This window comes from Sinorhizobium sojae CCBAU 05684 (assembly GCF_002288525.1).
Lineage (GTDB): Bacteria > Pseudomonadota > Alphaproteobacteria > Rhizobiales > Rhizobiaceae > Sinorhizobium > Sinorhizobium sojae.
This window is the reverse complement of the sequence record NZ_CP023068.1, coordinates 1,345,234-1,361,267: the sequence shown is the minus strand read 5'-3', so window position 1 is coordinate 1,361,267 and position 16,034 is coordinate 1,345,234. Positions and strand designations below refer to the sequence as shown.

12 protein-coding genes, 4 pseudogenes and 1 riboswitch are annotated in these 16,034 nt (G+C 61.1%); of the genes and pseudogenes, 7 read left to right on the top strand and 9 right to left on the bottom strand.

Annotation, left to right across the window (positions count from 1 at the left end):
- The first annotated feature begins 13 nt into the window (after positions 1-13).
- From SJ05684_RS23985 to ribB, 3 genes are all read left to right on the top strand, one after another.
- Positions 14-802 (top strand): SDR family oxidoreductase, encoded by a 789-nt coding sequence (locus SJ05684_RS23985; RefSeq protein WP_034858459.1) that lies wholly within the window; start codon positions 14-16, stop codon positions 800-802.
- 195 nt (positions 803-997) lie between these two features.
- Positions 998-1,651: a fructose-6-phosphate aldolase gene (gene fsa / locus SJ05684_RS23980; RefSeq protein ID WP_034858460.1), complete on the top strand. Its 654-nt coding sequence runs from the start codon at positions 998-1,000 to the stop codon at positions 1,649-1,651.
- Between the two features lie 215 nt (positions 1,652-1,866).
- Positions 1,867-2,014, top strand: a riboswitch (FMN riboswitch).
- A gap of 115 nt (positions 2,015-2,129) precedes the next feature.
- Positions 2,130-2,747, top strand: coding sequence for a 3,4-dihydroxy-2-butanone-4-phosphate synthase (gene ribB / locus SJ05684_RS23975; protein WP_034858476.1), 618 nt, complete (start codon positions 2,130-2,132; stop codon positions 2,745-2,747).
- 429 nt (positions 2,748-3,176) lie between these two features.
- On the opposite strand, the gene SJ05684_RS23970 is transcribed toward ribB, so the two are convergent.
- The 3 genes from SJ05684_RS23970 to SJ05684_RS23960 are packed head-to-tail and all read right to left on the bottom strand — an operon-like array spanning position 3,177 to position 7,379.
- Positions 3,177-5,123: a tripartite tricarboxylate transporter permease gene (locus tag SJ05684_RS23970; protein ID WP_034858462.1), complete on the bottom strand. Its 1,947-nt coding sequence runs from the start codon at positions 5,121-5,123 to the stop codon at positions 3,177-3,179.
- Positions 5,124-5,183: 60 nt separating this feature from the next.
- Complete coding sequence (locus SJ05684_RS23965; RefSeq protein ID WP_050980169.1) at positions 5,184-6,296, bottom strand: Bug family tripartite tricarboxylate transporter substrate binding protein; 1,113 nt, start codon at positions 6,294-6,296, stop codon at positions 5,184-5,186.
- 3 nt (positions 6,297-6,299) lie between these two features.
- The gene (locus tag SJ05684_RS23960; protein ID WP_034858464.1) at positions 6,300-7,379 is read right to left on the bottom strand and encodes a 4-oxalomesaconate tautomerase; all 1,080 of its coding nucleotides are present in this window, start codon (positions 7,377-7,379) and stop codon (positions 6,300-6,302) included.
- Positions 7,380-7,487: 108 nt separating this feature from the next.
- Between SJ05684_RS23960 and SJ05684_RS23955 the strand changes: the two genes are divergently transcribed.
- From SJ05684_RS23955 to SJ05684_RS23945, 3 genes and pseudogenes are all read left to right on the top strand, one after another.
- Positions 7,488-8,381 (top strand): LysR family transcriptional regulator, encoded by an 894-nt coding sequence (locus SJ05684_RS23955; protein WP_034858465.1) that lies wholly within the window; start codon positions 7,488-7,490, stop codon positions 8,379-8,381.
- Positions 8,382-8,597: 216 nt separating this feature from the next.
- A pseudogene (locus tag SJ05684_RS23950) lies at positions 8,598-9,274 on the top strand (IS256 family transposase); the annotation flags it as partial.
- Between the two features lie 139 nt (positions 9,275-9,413).
- Positions 9,414-10,811 carry an IS1182 family transposase gene (locus SJ05684_RS23945; protein WP_014328799.1) on the top strand — a complete coding sequence of 466 codons (1,398 nt, stop codon included), beginning with the start codon at positions 9,414-9,416 and terminating at the stop codon, positions 10,809-10,811.
- Between the two features lie 15 nt (positions 10,812-10,826).
- On the opposite strand, the pseudogene SJ05684_RS29785 reads toward SJ05684_RS23945, so the two are convergent.
- Positions 10,827-10,916, bottom strand: a pseudogene (locus SJ05684_RS29785) (transposase); the annotation flags it as partial.
- Between SJ05684_RS29785 and SJ05684_RS23940 the strand changes: the two are divergent.
- Positions 10,914-11,096 (top strand): annotated as a pseudogene (locus tag SJ05684_RS23940) (transposase); the annotation flags it as partial. The pseudogenes SJ05684_RS29785 and SJ05684_RS23940 sit on opposite strands and share 3 nt — an antisense overlap.
- Positions 11,097-11,351: 255 nt before the next feature.
- On the opposite strand, the pseudogene iolE reads toward SJ05684_RS23940, so the two are convergent.
- From iolE to SJ05684_RS23915, 5 genes and pseudogenes are all read right to left on the bottom strand, one after another.
- A pseudogene (gene iolE / locus SJ05684_RS23935) lies at positions 11,352-12,267 on the bottom strand (myo-inosose-2 dehydratase).
- Between the two features lie 83 nt (positions 12,268-12,350).
- Positions 12,351-13,319 (bottom strand): LacI family DNA-binding transcriptional regulator, encoded by a 969-nt coding sequence (locus tag SJ05684_RS23930; protein ID WP_095694364.1) that lies wholly within the window; start codon positions 13,317-13,319, stop codon positions 12,351-12,353.
- Between the two features lie 452 nt (positions 13,320-13,771).
- On the bottom strand, positions 13,772-14,455 hold the full coding sequence (locus SJ05684_RS23925; RefSeq protein WP_034859589.1) for a transporter substrate-binding domain-containing protein: 684 nt from the start codon (positions 14,453-14,455) through the stop codon (positions 13,772-13,774).
- 5 nt (positions 14,456-14,460) lie between these two features.
- Positions 14,461-15,234, bottom strand: a complete 774-nt coding sequence (hpaI, locus tag SJ05684_RS23920; protein WP_034859588.1) for a 4-hydroxy-2-oxoheptanedioate aldolase — start codon at positions 15,232-15,234, stop codon at positions 14,461-14,463.
- An 8-nt stretch (positions 15,235-15,242) separates the two neighbouring features.
- Positions 15,243-16,025, bottom strand: a complete 783-nt coding sequence (locus SJ05684_RS23915; protein WP_034859587.1) for a fumarylacetoacetate hydrolase family protein — start codon at positions 16,023-16,025, stop codon at positions 15,243-15,245.
- Between the last annotated feature and the right edge of the window lie 9 nt (positions 16,026-16,034).

Genomic DNA, 16,034 nt, shown 5'->3' with positions numbered 1-16,034 from the left:
AGGGAAGAATGTTATGTCTGAAATTACTCTCAACGCGCCGAAATTGTTCGATCTTTTCGGAAATGTCGCCTTGGTGACCGGTGCCGGCAGCGGCATCGGCCAGCGCATCGCCATGGGCCTCGCACAATGCGGATCGGACGTCGCGTTGCTCGACCGTCGTACCGACGGTGGCCTCGCGACGACCGCCGATTTCATCGCGAAGACAGGACGGCGCAGCATCCAGATCGCCGCGGACGTGACCAGTGGCACGGCACTCAACGAAGCGGTCGCCCGCACCGAGGCGGAACTTGGGCCGCTCAGCCTCGCCGTTAACGCGGCCGGCATCGCCAATGCCAACCCGGCGGAGGAGATGGAGGAAAGCCAATTCCAGACGATGATGGACATTAATCTGAAGGGCGTTTTCCTCTCCTGCCAGGCGGAGGCGCGCGCCATGCTTAAGAACGGCCGCGGGTCGATCGTCAATATCGCCTCGATGTCCGGCGTGATCGTCAATCGTGGTCTCAGCCAGTGCCATTATAACGCCTCAAAGGCCGGCGTGATCCACCTGACGAAGTCGATGGCGATGGAATGGGTCGGGCGCGGCATCCGTGTCAACACGATCAGTCCCGGCTATACGGCCACGCCGATGAACACCCGACCGGAAATGGTGCACCAGACCAAGCTGTTCGAGGAGCAGACGCCGATGCAGCGCATGGCGACGGTCGATGAAATGGTTGGACCAGCAATATTTCTGCTCTCGAACGCTGCAAGCTTCGTCACCGGTGTTGATCTGCTGGTCGACGGCGGCTTCTGCTGCTGGTGATCCCAATGCGCAGGAAGCTGGTTGCGGGAAACTGCTAAATGAATGGCCATCATTTCCGTCGGGGAGACCCAATACGACCGAGATGCGAACCAAACCTCGCGGTCGTCGAGCGCAAGCTCGACGGTTCGGTACCGCGTACCGCTATGCCATCATCACGAGAGCAAAGGCCGTTATGGCCAGCAAGGAGACTATCCAGTGCAGTTTTTCGTAGACACCGCCGTTGTTGCCGAGATCAAGGAGTTGAATGACTACGGACTTCTGGACGGGGTGACGACCAATCCTACTCTGATCGCCAAGTCTGGCCGGGAGTTCAAGGAAGTCATTGCCGAAATTTGCTCGATCATCGACGGACCTGTTTCTGCGGAGGTCGCTTCGACGCAGTCTGAGGGCATGATCAAGGAAGGTGAGCTGCTTGCCAAAATCGGCGCAAACGTCGTGATCAAGCTTCCGCTGACCCTCGATGGTCTAAAGGCGTGCAGGCACTTCTTCCAGACGGGCATCCGTACCAACGTTACGCTCTGCTTCTCGGCAAACCAGGCGCTCCTGGCTGCCAAGGCGGGAGCTACCTACATCTCGCCGTTCGTCGGCCGCCTCGATGACATCAACATCGACGGAATGGAACTGATCCGCGACATTCGCCAGATTTACGACAACTACGATTTCGAGACGAAGATCCTCGCTGCATCGATCCGATCTGCCAACCACGTCAAGGACGCTGCCTTGGCGGGCGCTGACATTGCGACGATTCCTGCCACCGTCATTAAGGGCCTCGCGAACCACGTACTGACGGACAAGGGCCTTGAGCAGTTCACAAAGGACTGGACCGCCACCGGGCAGTCGATTGTGTAAGCCATCTATCGGCATCCGGGATAGGCGGGCGAGATCGACGCAATGGTTTCGATTTCCGCCGAGCAAATGAACTCCGCCTACATCACCGGTCAGACCATAAATGTCGACGCGGACTGCTCCGTGAGTTGTCGACCTATCCGGGATGCTTTTGCGCATTCTGGATACTTGTTGGCGGATTCATTCTTGAAATTCTATGCGCGTCGCGCTTATTTTCGACTTGTTCTCAGGGCGGGGCGAAATTCCCCACCGGCGGTATCAGGAAGTTTCCTGGAGCCCGCGAGCGCTTTCGTCGCCAGACGAAAGGTCAGCAGACCCGGTGAGATGCCGGGGCCGACGGTATAGTCCGGATGGAAGAGGACAACGTGGCTCGTGCCCCGCTATGGGGCAATGTCACTTGTTCGCCCAAGGGAAAATTGCGCGCATTTCCGAATGCGCTGACCAGTGCCTCGAAAGCGGCATACCCTTGAAAGGCAGAAGAATGACCTTTGCGAAAATTGAAGATGCAGTTCAGGCAATCGCCCGAGGTGAAATGGTCGTCGTGGTTGATGATCAGGATCGCGAGAACGAAGGCGACATCGTTGTTGCTTCGCAGGCCGTCACACCCCAGCATATCGCCTTCATGATGAACCACGCTCGTGGACTTGTCTGTGTGGCCATGGAGGGTGAACAGTTGGATGCTTTGGACATCCCTCTGATGGTCGGCAACAACACAGACTCGTTGAAGACTGCTTTTACGGTTTCGGTCGATTACATCCCCGGCACAACGACTGGCATCTCCGCAGCCGACCGCGCTGCCACCGTTCAAGCTCTCCTGAACGAAAAATCCCGTCCTGAAGACTTCGCGCGTCCAGGACATATTTTTCCGCTGCGTGCTCACCCTAGGGGTGTTGTCGCGCGTCCTGGGCACACCGAGGCGGCTGTAGAACTTGCACGACTTGCGGGATTGAAGCCTTCTGGTGTCATCTGTGAGGTCGCAAATGACGACGGTACAATGTCGCGTTTGCCCGATCTGGTCCGGTTCGCGGAGAAGCACAATCTGCTGCTCGTGACCATCGAAGACCTGATCAGCTACGTGAGCCTTGAAAAGGCCGCGTGACTACCCTGACCAACAACTTATCGCTGATCGACATTTCGAACGAAAAGAGAGGCGGCTCGAAGCCGCCTCTCTCATGAATCGCGGTCAGCCGCCGCAGAGTCCTGCAGACACGCTGCTGCCAACGTCTTGAAAGGGAGCTCAATCAGGCCATTTGTGCTCCGGACGCCAATGACAACAATGGGTGGTGACCGGTCGTCTGCTGCGCTTAGCCGAATGGCCGAAACGCGGACTTTCGGACGCTTGGGGACACCACGTCGAACGTCGTGAGTGGGGCCGGAAGGAGAGGGTCCGCTTCTGGGCAATAGACCAGCCAAAGCAGACCTCCCCTACGCCGCACACAACCGCGAGACCAGGAGTCCTGCACGATCGAGCAGACGCGCCCCGTGCACAAGTTCGTTGAGGTTCTCGGCTTTTCTCTTTTCAGGCGGTTCAGCCGAAGGCGGTCACGATCAGGCCTTCGGGCAGGCGGAGGGACATGGCAGTGGTGATGCTGTAGATGAACGCCAGCGCCGAGGCGGTGAGGATCGCGGCCCGAATCGGCGAAGCCTTTCCGGCGATGATCAGGAAGGCCGGAAGGAAGAGCGCCATAGCGCCGAGGAACCCGATCATCCAGATGCCCAGGACCACGCCGATGAAGACGCTGAGGTAGAGCTCCCGCCCGGACCAGCGCCCCTCGAGGGCGAGGGCCGCGTCGTCGTCGTGGACCGCCGATGCATGCGATCCGTAGAGATGAGTCAGGACCCAGAGCGCGCCCCCGGCTGCCAGAAGCCCGACCGTGAGCGGGAAGACCTGGCCCAGGAAGCTGAGGCCAAGCGCCGTTGCTATGCAGGCAACGGCGGCCGAAAGGAACAGCGCGGCGAAGGCGAACTGGCGGGGACGCGTTGCAGCGGCGGCCGGGTCAGTGTGCCCCTCGCTCGAAATCTCCGAGCCGTACCGCAGCCCGAGCACGACCGAGGCCGCAGTGATGCCTGCGATGATCAGAACGCCCGGCCGCCAGATCCAGCCCCAGTCATAGAATTGGACGGCTTGATAGAGATAGTTTTCCGCCCCCGGCGCCAGAACGAAGCCGATCAGCAGCGCCGGGCGCGGCCAGCCGAAGCGACGCATGTAGAGCCCGACCGCACCCATGACGATGAGCGCGACCAGATCGGCGATCGACCGGGTCGCCTGATAGGCGGCGAACATAGTGATCATGATCATGAACGGCGCAAGATAGACAAAGGGGATCTGCGTCAGCCGCGCGACGTAGCGGGCCAGAAGGACGCACAGCCCGGCGCCGACGATGTTGGCGAGGGCGAGCGACCAGATGATCGTATAGGTGAGGTCGAGCCGCGTCTCGACCAGCGTAATGCCGGGCTGGATGCCCAGCAGCACCATCCCGCCCAAGAACACCGCCATGGACCCCGAGCCCGGCACGCCGAACAGCAGCGTCGGCACCAGCGCCCCGCCCTGGCAGGCATTGTTGGCCGATTCCGGCGCGATCACGCCGCGGATGTCGCCCTTACCGAACTGCGACCTGTCGCGGCTGGTCTGCACGGCATGGCTATAAGCGATCCAGTCGACGACCGCTCCTCCCAGACCCGGCAGCGCGCCGATGACACAGCCCAGCCCCGCGCAACGGGTGACGAGCCAGGGGTGGCGCAACACGTCGCGAAGGCCCTTGCCCCAGCCGCCGCCGAGGCCCGTGGTCTCGGAAATGGCGGCGCCGCGTTTCAGGAGGTCGATGATTTCCGGGATGGCGAAGAGCCCCATCGCCACGACGACAAGGGGAATGCCGTCGTAAAGGTAGTCGATGCCGAGCGTCATGCGCGGCTCGCCGGTCGCAGGCGCGGTTCCGACGATGCCGATGATCAGCCCGAGGCCCGCGGCCGCCATCCCCTTGGCGAGGCTGCGGCCCGACAGGACCGCCACCATGGAAAGACCGAAGAGCGTCAGCATGAAAAGCTCTGCCGAGGAGAACGACAGAACGAGGGGACGCGCCATGACGATGGCGACGGACAGCACCAGCGCCCCGATCACACCGCCGAGGAGGGAGCTTGCGAAGGCCGCCGAAAGCGCTCGCGCCGCCTCGCCCTTCTTGGCAAGCGGAAACCCGTCGAGTACCGTCGCCTGGCTCGCGCTCGACCCCGGTATCCCCATCATCACCGAGGTGAAGGTGTCCCCCGTCGGGATCACCGCAACCATGCCGATCAGCATGCCGAGCGCAGAGGTCGGGTCCATGCCGTAGAGAAATGGCAAGAGGATCGACATGCCGGCGATCCCGCCAAGTCCGGGCAAGATACCGACGATTAGGCCGATAAGGACGCCGACCACCAGAAACGCGATATGGTGGCCGGTAAAGACGTGGCCTAGCGCAAGAAGTGCTGCGTCGAGCATGTTTTTCCTCCCGTTGGATAGATGTCGGCGGGACCTCCTCGAGGACCCGCCGATGGGATGTCAGAGGCTGACGTCGAACTCTTCTCTCAACCAATTGACGAGGTATTCCCGGACCGCAGGGTCGATCTGCAGCGCCTTGGTCAGGGCGGCGTCGGCCTCTGCCCCCACCAGCTGGACGTAGACGCCGAGTTCCTCGCCCGCCCGTTCACGGAAATCGGGGGCGTCGACGATCGCTTGGGCGGCGGCACCATAGGCGGCGATGATGTCTGCCGGGACATCCCGCGGCAGGACCATCATCTTCTGCAGCGAGAAGCCGGCGAGCATCAGCGACTGCCAAGCTTCGTAGGACTGACCCTCCGGGGCAGCCCCCGTCGCCTGTTCAAAGAACTCAACGAAGGTCGGCAGGTCCGGGAAGGACGGATCGCGCGAAACGCTGCCATCGGCACTGACCACGCCGAGCGCGAAGAGCGGCACCGCCTTGCCCGCCTCAACCAGCGGAGCCACGCTGCTAAGGTAGGCGGGCGTGGTTTGGAAATCGATCCCGGCCTCGCCGCGCTCGAAAGCGAGCCGCCCGGCGCCACGGCTTTCCATGCCAAAGACCGGCCGGATGTTCAGGCCCAGCATCTCGAAGGCCAGGAGAACCGGCATCTCGAGCCCTGTCGCGCTTTGTGCCGCGAAGCGGATCTCGGCGGTCCGCAGAGCCTCGATGTCGGCCGGGCCGGTCACGCCGTATTGTGGCGAGACATAGACCACCCCGCCGGTGGGCGAGGCGAGGACAGCAGTCCATTTCGCATAGTCGTACCGGACGCGCGGGTCGCCGAGGATCGCCGGGAACTGGGTCGATGCCGAGGTGCCGAGGACCTCGAGCCCGTCCGACCCGGCACGGGCGGCAAACTGGTTCGCGCCGGTGATCGAGCCGCCGCCGGGCACGTTCAGCACGACGACGTTGGGGTTGCCTGGAAGGCTTTTGCTGAACTGCGGAGCGAAGAAGCGCGCCCAGACGTCGGTTCCGCCGCCGACGCCGAACGGGATCGTCCATTCGATGTTCTTGCCGCTGAAGTCCTGCGCGAATACCGGCGCTGCGACGAGGCCGAGGGCGGTCGCGCAGACAAGCGCGGCGCGAAGGGTAATTGTTTTCAGAATGCTCACAGTTTTCTCCTCCTTGGTAGGCATGGGTCAGGCAGCGGTATCGCGGACATGCACGATACCTTCAAAGATCCGCCTTGCGGTACGGATTAACGAGACACGGGCAATCTCGCCCGTGACGAGGTCCTGCTCGATCTCGATCGGCGTGGAGCCCGAGGGATGCTCGATCTGAAGCATCCGCCGTCCGCTGGCGTCGGGCCCGGGCAGATCGGCGACGGCATGGGCAACCGTTCCGGGGGTGCAGCAGGCCGCGGCGATGCAAACGGCGCCGGTCACGGCGACCGCCGTGTGGCAGGCGTGCGGCACAAAATAGCGGGCACGGATCGTCCCCCCGGCCTCAGGCGGCGACACCAGGATCGGCTTCGGCACCACGAGGCCCGAGACATCGCCAAGACCCATGGCTTTGCCGGAAAGGAGTCTGACCTGCTCGAGCCGGGCCATGAAGGCGCGGTCGGCGTCGAGTTCGGCCGGGCGTTCGCCGCCGCTCTTGCCGAAGCTCTGCGCATCGGCAAGCATCGCCGCGACGGCCATGTCGATCAGGCTGACCTCTTGGCCGTCGAGCACATCCCGGGCCCGACCGCTGGGCAGGAACTTCCCCGTCTTGGACCCGGCGGCATCGAGGAACGCGAGCCGGATCGGCGCGGCGGTCCCCGGCACACCCGCGATGGTCGTTGCGCCGTCATACGTGACCCGCCTGTTTGGGGTTTCTACCGTGGCCTCGATCAGCTTGCCGGTGTTGACGTTGTGGATGACAAGCCGTGTCAGGGGATCGGCCACGGCGACGAGGCCGCATTCGATCGCGAAGGGCCCGACGGCAGCAAGCATGTTTCCGCAATTCGGTGCGGTATCGACGAGCGCCCGCTCCACGTTCACTTGGGCGAAGAGATAATCGACATCGGCACCCGGTACCGAGCCCGGGCCGACGACAGCTACTTTGCTGGTCAGGGGATTGCCGCCGCCAATGCCGTCGATCTGCAGGGGATGTCCCGAACCGAGGGCCGAGATCAGGGTCGCATCGCGCACAGCAGGATCGGCCGGAAGGTCAGAGGCGAGAAAGAATGGACCGCGAGATGTGCCGCCGCGCATCAGGACGCAAGGAATCTTGTTCATCGGTGGTCCTCCTCCTATCGGCCGGTGTGCCGACCGTTGGAAAGAGGCTTGCCATTCGAGTTCTATTGTGTGAAATGCATTTTTCACACTTATTAATGCGTGGTGAACATGAACATTGATTTAGAGGACCTTAGCGCCTTCGTTGCGACCGCCGAGATGCGCAATTTCGGAGCCGCAGCCGAGAGCATCCACCTCTCGCAGCCCGCGCTAACTCGCCGAATACAGAAACTGGAGGCCGCACTTGGCGTCACGCTGCTCGAGCGGACCACCCGCCGGGTCGAGCTCACGGTGGTCGGTCGCGACTTTCTAGGCCGGGCACGGCGGCTCCTTGACGACTTCGAGTCCTCGCTCCTGTCAGTGCGCGAGATCGCCGAGAGGCGGTCGGGACTCGTCAGTATCGCCTGTATCCCCACGGCCGCGTACTACTTCCTGCCCGACGTGGTGCGCGCCTTCAACCAGGCCTATCCGGCTATCCGCATCCGCATCGTTGACGACGGCGCGAACGAGGTGCTGCAAAGCGTGCTGAAGCGCGAGGTAGATTTCGGGATCACCTTGCTTGGCGCCGACGATCCCGATGTCATGTTCGCGCCTTTGGTCGAAGAACCGTTCATGCTCGCCTGCCGCACGGACCACGAGCTTGCGACGCGCCCATCGGTCACCTGGCGAGACCTGGCAAGCCATCGCTTCATCACGGTCGGACGATCGAGCGGCAACCGTCTAATCATCGACCTCGGCCTCGGCCGAGCCGGCATCCGGCCAAAATGGTTCTACGAGGTCCAACACCTATCGACATCGCTGGGTCTAGTCGAAGCGGGTCTTGGAATTGCGGCACTGCCGCGCATGTCCCTGCCGCTCGGAGACCACCCAACAATTGCAATTAGGCCGTTAGTCGATCCGGTCGTGACCCGAACGGTGGGACTCGTTCGACGCGTAGGGGCAACCCTCTCCCCATCGGCAGAACGCTTCTACACGATGATGATGGAGCGGTGGCAGGACAGGTAGCCTGTATTCTGGTCCTTGCAATCCATTCCACCAGGAGCCGAAGTAGAACATCCGCTTTCAAGCATTACCAACTATTGTTTCAACGTCCACCACCGGGCGCACAGCGGTCGTGATCGTGTCCCATCCGGTGGTGTAGGTCCCGAGGTTTAGGCGGCCATCAGTGTTTTCCATTTAAGGGTCGGGTTGTTCAAGACCAGCCTGATGGAAAGATCATCGATGACCAATGACATGATGAACGTGCGCTCGCTTGTTGAGAAGAGCGCCGATGCGGATTTGTTGCGCGAGATGATCGGCTTTGCGGCCGAGCGGTTGATGGAGCTGGAGGTTGGCGGCGCGACCGGTGCTGGTTTCGTGAGAAGAGCCCGATGCGGCTCGCCCAGCGCAACGGCTACCGTGACCGCGATTGGGAGACGCGCGCCGGAACCGTCGAGCTGCGCATTCCGAAGCTGCGCAAGGGCAGCTATTTCCCAAGCTTTCTAGAGCCGCGTCGAATGGCGGAGAAGGCTCTGACGGCCGTCATTCAGGAAGCCTACATTCAGGGCATCTCGACGCGCTCGGTTGATGATCTGGTCAAGGCCATGGGCATGAGCGGTATCTCCAAGAGCCAGGTGTCGCGGCTATGCGAGGAGATCGACGTCAAGGTGAAGGCGTTCCTCGACAGGCTGATTGAAGGTGACTGGCCCTACATCTGGATCGATGCCACCTATCTGAAGGTCCGCCGCGGCGGGCGCATCGTTTCCGTTGCCGTCATCATCGCCGTCGGCGTCAACAGCGACGGCCGGCGTGAGGTTCTGGGCATGGAAGTCGGCACGTCCGAAGCCGAGCCGATCTGGACGGAGTTCCTGCGCCGGCTGACCCGCCGAGGATTGCGCGGTGTGAAGCTCGTCGTTGCGATGAAGGCGGAGACGACCCGCCGGCCGCTCTTGCCGGCATGCGCCAGAACGTTTCTCATGAAGTGGACCCGGGGGCTGTTGAAGAAGTGCTATGTATCTGATTCAATTGAGCAGTCGTTGATTCTCTGGAGCCTCCACGATGCTCGGCCGTAAGGAACGCGATCAGCTTGAACTGTACATGTGCGGCTCGCTTCGGGATCTGGTCCCTGACGATCACGTATTGGTAAAGGTCGATCGAGTTCTCGACCTCTCCTGGCTACACGAGGAGGTGGCTGAGCTTTATGCGGCGGGCTTCGGCCGACCCGGCATCGACCCGGAAGTAGCAGTCCGGCTGATGCTTGCAGGCTTTCTTCTCGGAATTGTCCATGACCGTCGGCTGATGCGCGAGGCTCAGGTAAACATCGCTATTCGCTGGTTTATCGGCTTCGGTCTGCACGAAGCTCTCCCGGACCATTCGTCGTTGACCCGTATCCGTCAGCGCTGGGGTGCAGAACGTTTCCGAACTATCTTTGAGCGGACGGTAAAGGTCTGCGTAGCGGCCAAAGTCGCCAAGGGTGAGGTCGTTCATGTCGACGCCTCACTCATTCGGGCCGACGTCAGTTGGGAAAGTCTTGCGGTCCGCCATATAGATGCGGTCACCGACGCCAACGAAGCCGCTGAGAGCGAACGAAAAAGCCGCAAAACAGGCAAATACAAGAAAGTCTGCGTCACCGACCCTGACGCGTCCATGGCGACCAACGGGCGTAATCGGAGACTGGAGCCGGCCTACAAGCAACATGCCGTGGTGGATGATGCTTGCGGCGTAATTTTAGATGTGGAGGTCACCACAGGCGAGATTAATGAGGGGCAAGTCATACTCAGTCGTCTCGACGCGGTCGCCGCGATGACCGGCACGATAATCAAAACGGCAACGGCCGACGCCGGCTATGCGTATGCTAAGGTGTTCGCAGGAATGGAGCAACGCGCGATCGAAGCGGTTATTCCGGCAAAGGCAGAGCCAATCCGTAGCCCTGTGCCTATGCGCCGCTTTCGTTATGACGCCAAGCACGACACCCTTAAATGTCCGCGTGGCAAGATGCTGAAGGCGGGCCGTGCCGTTAAACATGGGCGCTTCTTTACATCTCGCGCGGCCGACTGTCGGCACTGCGATCTGGCGCGACTTTGCCTTTCCAATGGCCGTGTGAACAAGGCGGTAGTGCTCGGCGATGACTATCCGGCACTCCTGCGAGCTCGTCGCCGAAGAGAACGATGGTCGGACGAGGACCGAGCTTTGTACCAGCGTCACCGCTGGCGCTCAGAGGGATATCACGGCGAAGCGAAGACTTGGCACGGGCTATCGAGAGCGATCCGGCGCGGCCTCATAAATATGAAAATCCAAGCCTATCTGACGGCTGCGGCAGTCAACTTGAAACGACTGGCGAGTGCTTTTCTGTCAATTTTGCTGTTCGTGTACAGCCAAGAAGCTACCAGTTCAGCCCGACATCCCTTCAGGCAAAGGAAAGTTTTTGGAATTGGCTTGTCGGTGGCTTCCGCATAGCTCCGCCGACGATTGGTTCTTCAACAGCCCCACCCGGCATCTTTGCCAGGTGGCGCTGAGAACCTTGGTGACAGCCGCCTTGAGGCCTTCATGCGCATCGGAAAGCGACGCACCGAGGTCGTTTGCATCTTTCCCAACGACGAAGCCATCGTCCGTCTCGTCGGCGCACTGCTGCTCGAACAGAATGACGAATTGGCCGTCCAACGCGCCCGGTACCTGACACTTGAGACCATGGCGCAAATGAGCGATGATCCGCAAATCAGTCTGCCCGCTGTGGCCCGCTGATATCCCTCCGGCTCTATGTCGGAAAGCACGGCCATCAGCCGCGACCTACACCACCTCACGGGACACGATCGCGGTCGTTCGTGAACCGTGGCTGGAAAGTCGTTTTCGGGCTCAATCGAGCCATTCCCGGTCCTCGTCCCCTATGACCGCAAGGGGTGGAGAGCTTAATTTCGCTGCGGGATGCATGAACGAAAGAAAGCGCCGGATGCCGTCGTTGGGCCGCCGAGACGAACCCCCACCATAGGCAAGATGCGTTCAGACAGTAAAGACGCCCCGGATATGGTCGAAAGCGCGGGCGACGGCCGGCCGCGGCGGGGCTAGTGCAGGGTCCTGCTCGGCTTCGACCACCAGCCACCCGCGGTAGCCGTTTTCCCGGACAAAGCGGGCAATCGGGTCGAAATGGACAATGCCGTCGCCGGGCACAGTGAACATGCCGCTTCGCACGCCGACATTGAAGCTCAGGTCACACGCCCGAACGTTTTGGAAGCACCGGGCCACGGACGTCCTTCAGATGGATGTGGACGATGCGATCCCCGAAGCGCTCGATCAAGCGGGTATAATCAAAGCCGCCGGCGACAGCATGTCCAGTGTCGAGAAGCAGGCCGGCTTCCTCCCCCGTTCTGCCAAAAATGTCCGAAATCTCATCGAATGTCTCTGCCACCATCATCAGGTGATGGTGATAGGCAAGTTTGAGATCGTACTCGCCCGCCAGACGCTTGGCGAACTCGGTGAGCCGGGCGGCATAGGCGACTACCTCCGTCTTCGGCATGGTCAACCGCTCAGACATCGGTGCATCGAGCGGCGATCCTGGTGTCATCATCGCGACCTCGCCATAGGCCATGACCTTGCACTCCATCTCGCGCAGAAGTTCGGCATGGCGGGCAACGGCTTTCATTTCTTCGCCGACGCCGCGTTCAGCCAGTTCTCCCGAATGCCAGACGGACGCCAAGGCGAGGCCATGGCTTGCAAGAAGCGGTCGCAATGTTGCGGCATCTCGTGGGAATTTCCGTCCGAGTTCGACGCCTTGGTAACCGGTCTCGGCTGCGTCGCTCAGGCATGTCTCGAGCGAGATGTCGGCGCCAGGGTCCTCAAGCACGTCGTTGGCCCATGACAGCGGACCGACGGCAAGACGCAAGCCGGCGGGCAAAGTGATGGCTTTCTGGGGGATCATGTTGTTCTCCGGATGGTGGATTTCTTTGAGCGGCAGCGTGTTCGCCGTGCCCAAGAGATGACGGTCTCGCCAATGACGGCAGCTCATGTGGACTTGCGCACGATAAGGGTGCCCGGCAGTGTCACGGTCTCGGGCTCCAGCCGTCCCGTGATCATCCCGACGATTATCTGAACCATCTCGTGCCGCGGCTGATCATATGTTGTGAGGCTGTAGGCGGACGACCCGCAGAGCTCGTAGTTGTCGAAGCCGACGACGGCCATGTCTTCCGGGACCCGCAAGCCGAAACGGCCGCGGATTTCATCCATCGCTCCGAGCGCCAGAATGTCGTTTTCGCACATCAGGACGTCGACCCGGTCTGCGGCGTCGGTCTGCTCGAGATAGCTGCGGATGGCTTCGGCTCCGGCTTCGGCACTGTATTTCTCAGCCGAGAACACCGAGACGTCATTCACACCCTTATGTTTCCAGAAATCGACGAAATGTTGCCGACGTCTAAGCGCTGTCGACAGGACGGTCGCACCTGTCATGAAGCCCGGACGCCGGTAACCTCTTTCGAAGAGGTGATCGACGATCTCCCGTAGCGCCAGTTCGGCATCACATGTGACTGCCGGCACGCCTTCGATCTGGCTGTCTCTCGCCAGAACGAACATGGGGGGCGTTCCCCGGCCCAATTGCAGATCGCTCAGCGTCTCGCTGCGAAACGCCGTTCCGAACAGGATGACGGCATCGACCTGGCGCTGGTCAGCGTGAAGCAATGCGTGCACATGGTCGAAGTGCGTGTTGATATTGATGAGCACGGCGACCAGCCCCTCGGCCTGCAGTCGTTCGGTCAATTTCTCCAGGAACGGTAATTTCTGAGGATTGGCGAAATCATCGACGAACACAGCCACCTGATGGGTGGAGTTGGTCGCGAGGCTGCGGGCAAGCAGGTTCGGAGTGTAGTTGAGCGCCGCAGCCGCTTCGAGAACCTTGCGTTTGCTTTCCTCCGCGATCGAGGCGCCCGGCGTGAAGGCCCGTATGACCGTCCACTTCGAGACACCGGCGACATCCGCCACTTCCCTCGCTGTCGCCCGCTTGCGCTACAGCGTTGGGTCGCGAATTCGCCTTCATCCGCGTCGTGGGTGGGTGGGGAGCGGAAGTTCGAGCGAACGAGCGAATCGGCCGCTAAGCGGGACCTTTCGGCCATTCGTGCCGGCCCGTACTAGCTCGCGGCGGCGGCGGGGCGTGGCCGACGCGCGGGCACATCCCACGCGGTCGTCAGGACGCCGAATGGCAACGACTGCGGCAAGGACTTGCTGCGCCAGCACCACGAAGCCCACGCCCATGAACCAGGGCACGGCCACCGCCAACCCTTAGGAATAAGAGTTGCTTGACATTGTACCCAAAGGCTCAACGAAACATGAACTTCCGAGTCGGTACGCATGAGAGGGAAGAGGATTCCAATTGACTATTCGGGGAAGTGTCGCGTCCCCTCGACCTGGCTCCCCCCCATGTCCCGCCAACTGCTTCAATTGCTCGGCTTACCCGCACTGCAATGCTGCTGGATGAAGTCCGACAGGAAGGTTGAAGCGTGAACGCACCTCCGATGCACAGCGATCGCCTGAGGCACTTTCGAGAATGTCCCCTCAACAACGCGGAAACCTGGATTCTCTTCGCAGAAACGTGACAGGGACTCGGTCAAGCCCGCAGCCGCATCGCACTGGGAGGATACAAGCATGTCCAGGGCGGATGCGGGATTCTCGGTATGGAGGAGGATTGCATTTCTAACCTGTCGCTCAAGCTGCTTTGTATACGCAGCGGTTCTGGCGGCGGCAATGCGTACCCCTTCGACGTCGATATGCTCGACGCTGCCCAGCGGGCTACTGTCTGACACCAGAAAGCTGGCGGTCACCATGGTATAGGGGGGCGAGAAGGAGAACCTGTCGGCACGTGACGGATCAGAAGCAATGAACGCAACGTCCCACTCGTTGCCTTCGGCAGCCGCAAGAATGTCAGCGGCCGATCCGTATCGAACCAGCGACAAACCGCAGTCGAGTTCTGCCGCAAGTGCGATCGCGATCTGCGCGCTCGGCCCTGTTAGAACGCCTGTCACTTGATCGAGTTGGACAAGTGCGGCATTCGACATGTTGACCGCCGCTCGGACGACTCCCGTCGGTGCGATTTCAGTGAGGAGCTCATCACGTTCCGGCATTGCGGTCACGCTCCCTGAGATGCAAATCGTGCCGCGAGTGCTTCCGATCCCCTTGCCAGAACAGCGACATCGACACCAACAGCAGTAAACAGCGTTCCCAGCGAGAGGCACCGTGCCGCGAACGTCTCATCCGGGGTAAGAATGCCCGCGGGCTTGCCCAACGCTTTCAGCCGTTCAATCGCGTCGATAATGGCATCGACCACCTCGGGGTGGCTCGGTTGGCCCCTGTGTCCGAAACTCGCAGCCAGGTCTGCCGGTCCTACGAATACGCCATCCACTCCCTCTACCGACGCAATCGACTCGAGGTTGCCAAGCGCTTCCCGCGTCTCAACTTGCAGCAACAGGCAGATTTCCCGTTCCGCATTTTGCGCATAGTTCGCAACTCGGCCGAACCGAGTGGCGCGCGTCAGGGCCGAAACACCACGAATTCCATCCGGAGGATATCGCACTGCCGCGGCTGCGGCTTTCGCCTCTTCCGCGTTCTGAACGTAGGGAATGAGCAGTGTCTGAACGCCGATATCCAGGAAACGTTTGATGAGAACGGGGTCGTTGCTGGCCGGGCGGACGACTGCGGAAACGTCGTATGGTGCGACCGCTTGCAATTGTGGCAGGACGGTTAGAACGTCACCTGGAGAATGTTCCGTGTCGAACAGGAGCCAATCGAAACCTGAAGGCGCGACGATTTCCGCGGCGTAGTTTCCCGGCAGGCCACACCACAAGCCGATCTGACTTTGACCAGCAAGAAGCTTCTGCTTGAACCGATTGACAGGATGTTCCATCGAGCACCTCACACGAACGACACGCCGATGGAGCCAACAGGGCCATAGTCGGCCTGAATGACATCACCTTTCGCGATATCGACAGGACGCGTGAAGGAGCCGGCCAGGACTATTTGTCCCTTCTTCAGGCCACCGCCCACAGCATGAAGTTTGTTGACCAGCCACGCGATGCCGGCTGCCGGATGTCCCATGATCGCCGCCGACACGCCCGACTCCTCGATGATGCCGTTCTTGGAAAGAGTCGCTCCGACCCAACGTATATCAATGTCCATCGGGCGAATTATACGGCCACCCACGACGAGGGCGCCGAAAGCCGCGTTGTCCGCAATGGTATCGGTGATCGCTCGAGGGACTTCGGTCCGGTAGTCGATAATCTCGAGCGCCGGGACAACGAACTCGGTCGCACGCATGACGTCATAGATCCTGGTGCCGGGCCCGACGAGATCCTCACCCATAACAAAGGCCAGCTCGACCTCGAGGCGCGGCTTGATAAACAAGTCAGCCCTGATCTGCGCTCCGTCATTGTAAAGCGCATCGTCAAGAATGCAGCCGTAGTCCGGCTCCGTCATCTTCGACGCCATCTGCATTGCGCGTGACGTCAGGCCAATCTTATGCCCGACGATCCGTGCGCCCTTGGCTACCCTCGCCTCCGCCCACAAAGCCTGAATTCGGTAGGCGTCCTCGAGTTCAAGGTTCGAGTAGGTCTCGCTAGGCTGTATGATCGGCTTGCGCTCGATTTCAGCTTTGAGCAGCGCGTCTGCCGCGGCCCGGCGTTCTTCTTCGGTGATCATATCGTTTGC

Excerpts from the sequence above, each read along its gene's own strand:
- SJ05684_RS23960 (WP_034858464.1), bottom strand. The coding sequence starts at position 7,379 with ATGAACAAGATTCCTTGCGTCCTGATGCGCGGCGGCACATCTCGCGGT.
- hpaI (WP_034859588.1), bottom strand. The coding sequence starts at position 15,234 with ATGGAACATCCTGTCAATCGGTTCAAGCAGAAGCTTCTTGCTGGTCAA.
- SJ05684_RS23915 (WP_034859587.1), bottom strand. The coding sequence starts at position 16,025 with ATGATCACCGAAGAAGAACGCCGGGCCGCGGCAGACGCGCTGCTCAAA.
- ribB (WP_034858476.1), top strand. The coding sequence starts at position 2,130 with ATGACCTTTGCGAAAATTGAAGATGCAGTTCAGGCAATCGCCCGAGGT.
- SJ05684_RS23945 (WP_014328799.1), top strand. The coding sequence starts at position 9,414 with ATGCTCGGCCGTAAGGAACGCGATCAGCTTGAACTGTACATGTGCGGC.
- SJ05684_RS23955 (WP_034858465.1), top strand. The coding sequence starts at position 7,488 with ATGAACATTGATTTAGAGGACCTTAGCGCCTTCGTTGCGACCGCCGAG.
- SJ05684_RS23925 (WP_034859589.1), bottom strand. The coding sequence starts at position 14,455 with ATGCCGGAACGTGATGAGCTCCTCACTGAAATCGCACCGACGGGAGTC.
- SJ05684_RS23970 (WP_034858462.1), bottom strand. The coding sequence starts at position 5,123 with ATGCTCGACGCAGCACTTCTTGCGCTAGGCCACGTCTTTACCGGCCAC.
- SJ05684_RS23985 (WP_034858459.1), top strand. The coding sequence starts at position 14 with ATGTCTGAAATTACTCTCAACGCGCCGAAATTGTTCGATCTTTTCGGA.
- SJ05684_RS23965 (WP_050980169.1), bottom strand. The coding sequence starts at position 6,296 with ATGCCTACCAAGGAGGAGAAAACTGTGAGCATTCTGAAAACAATTACC.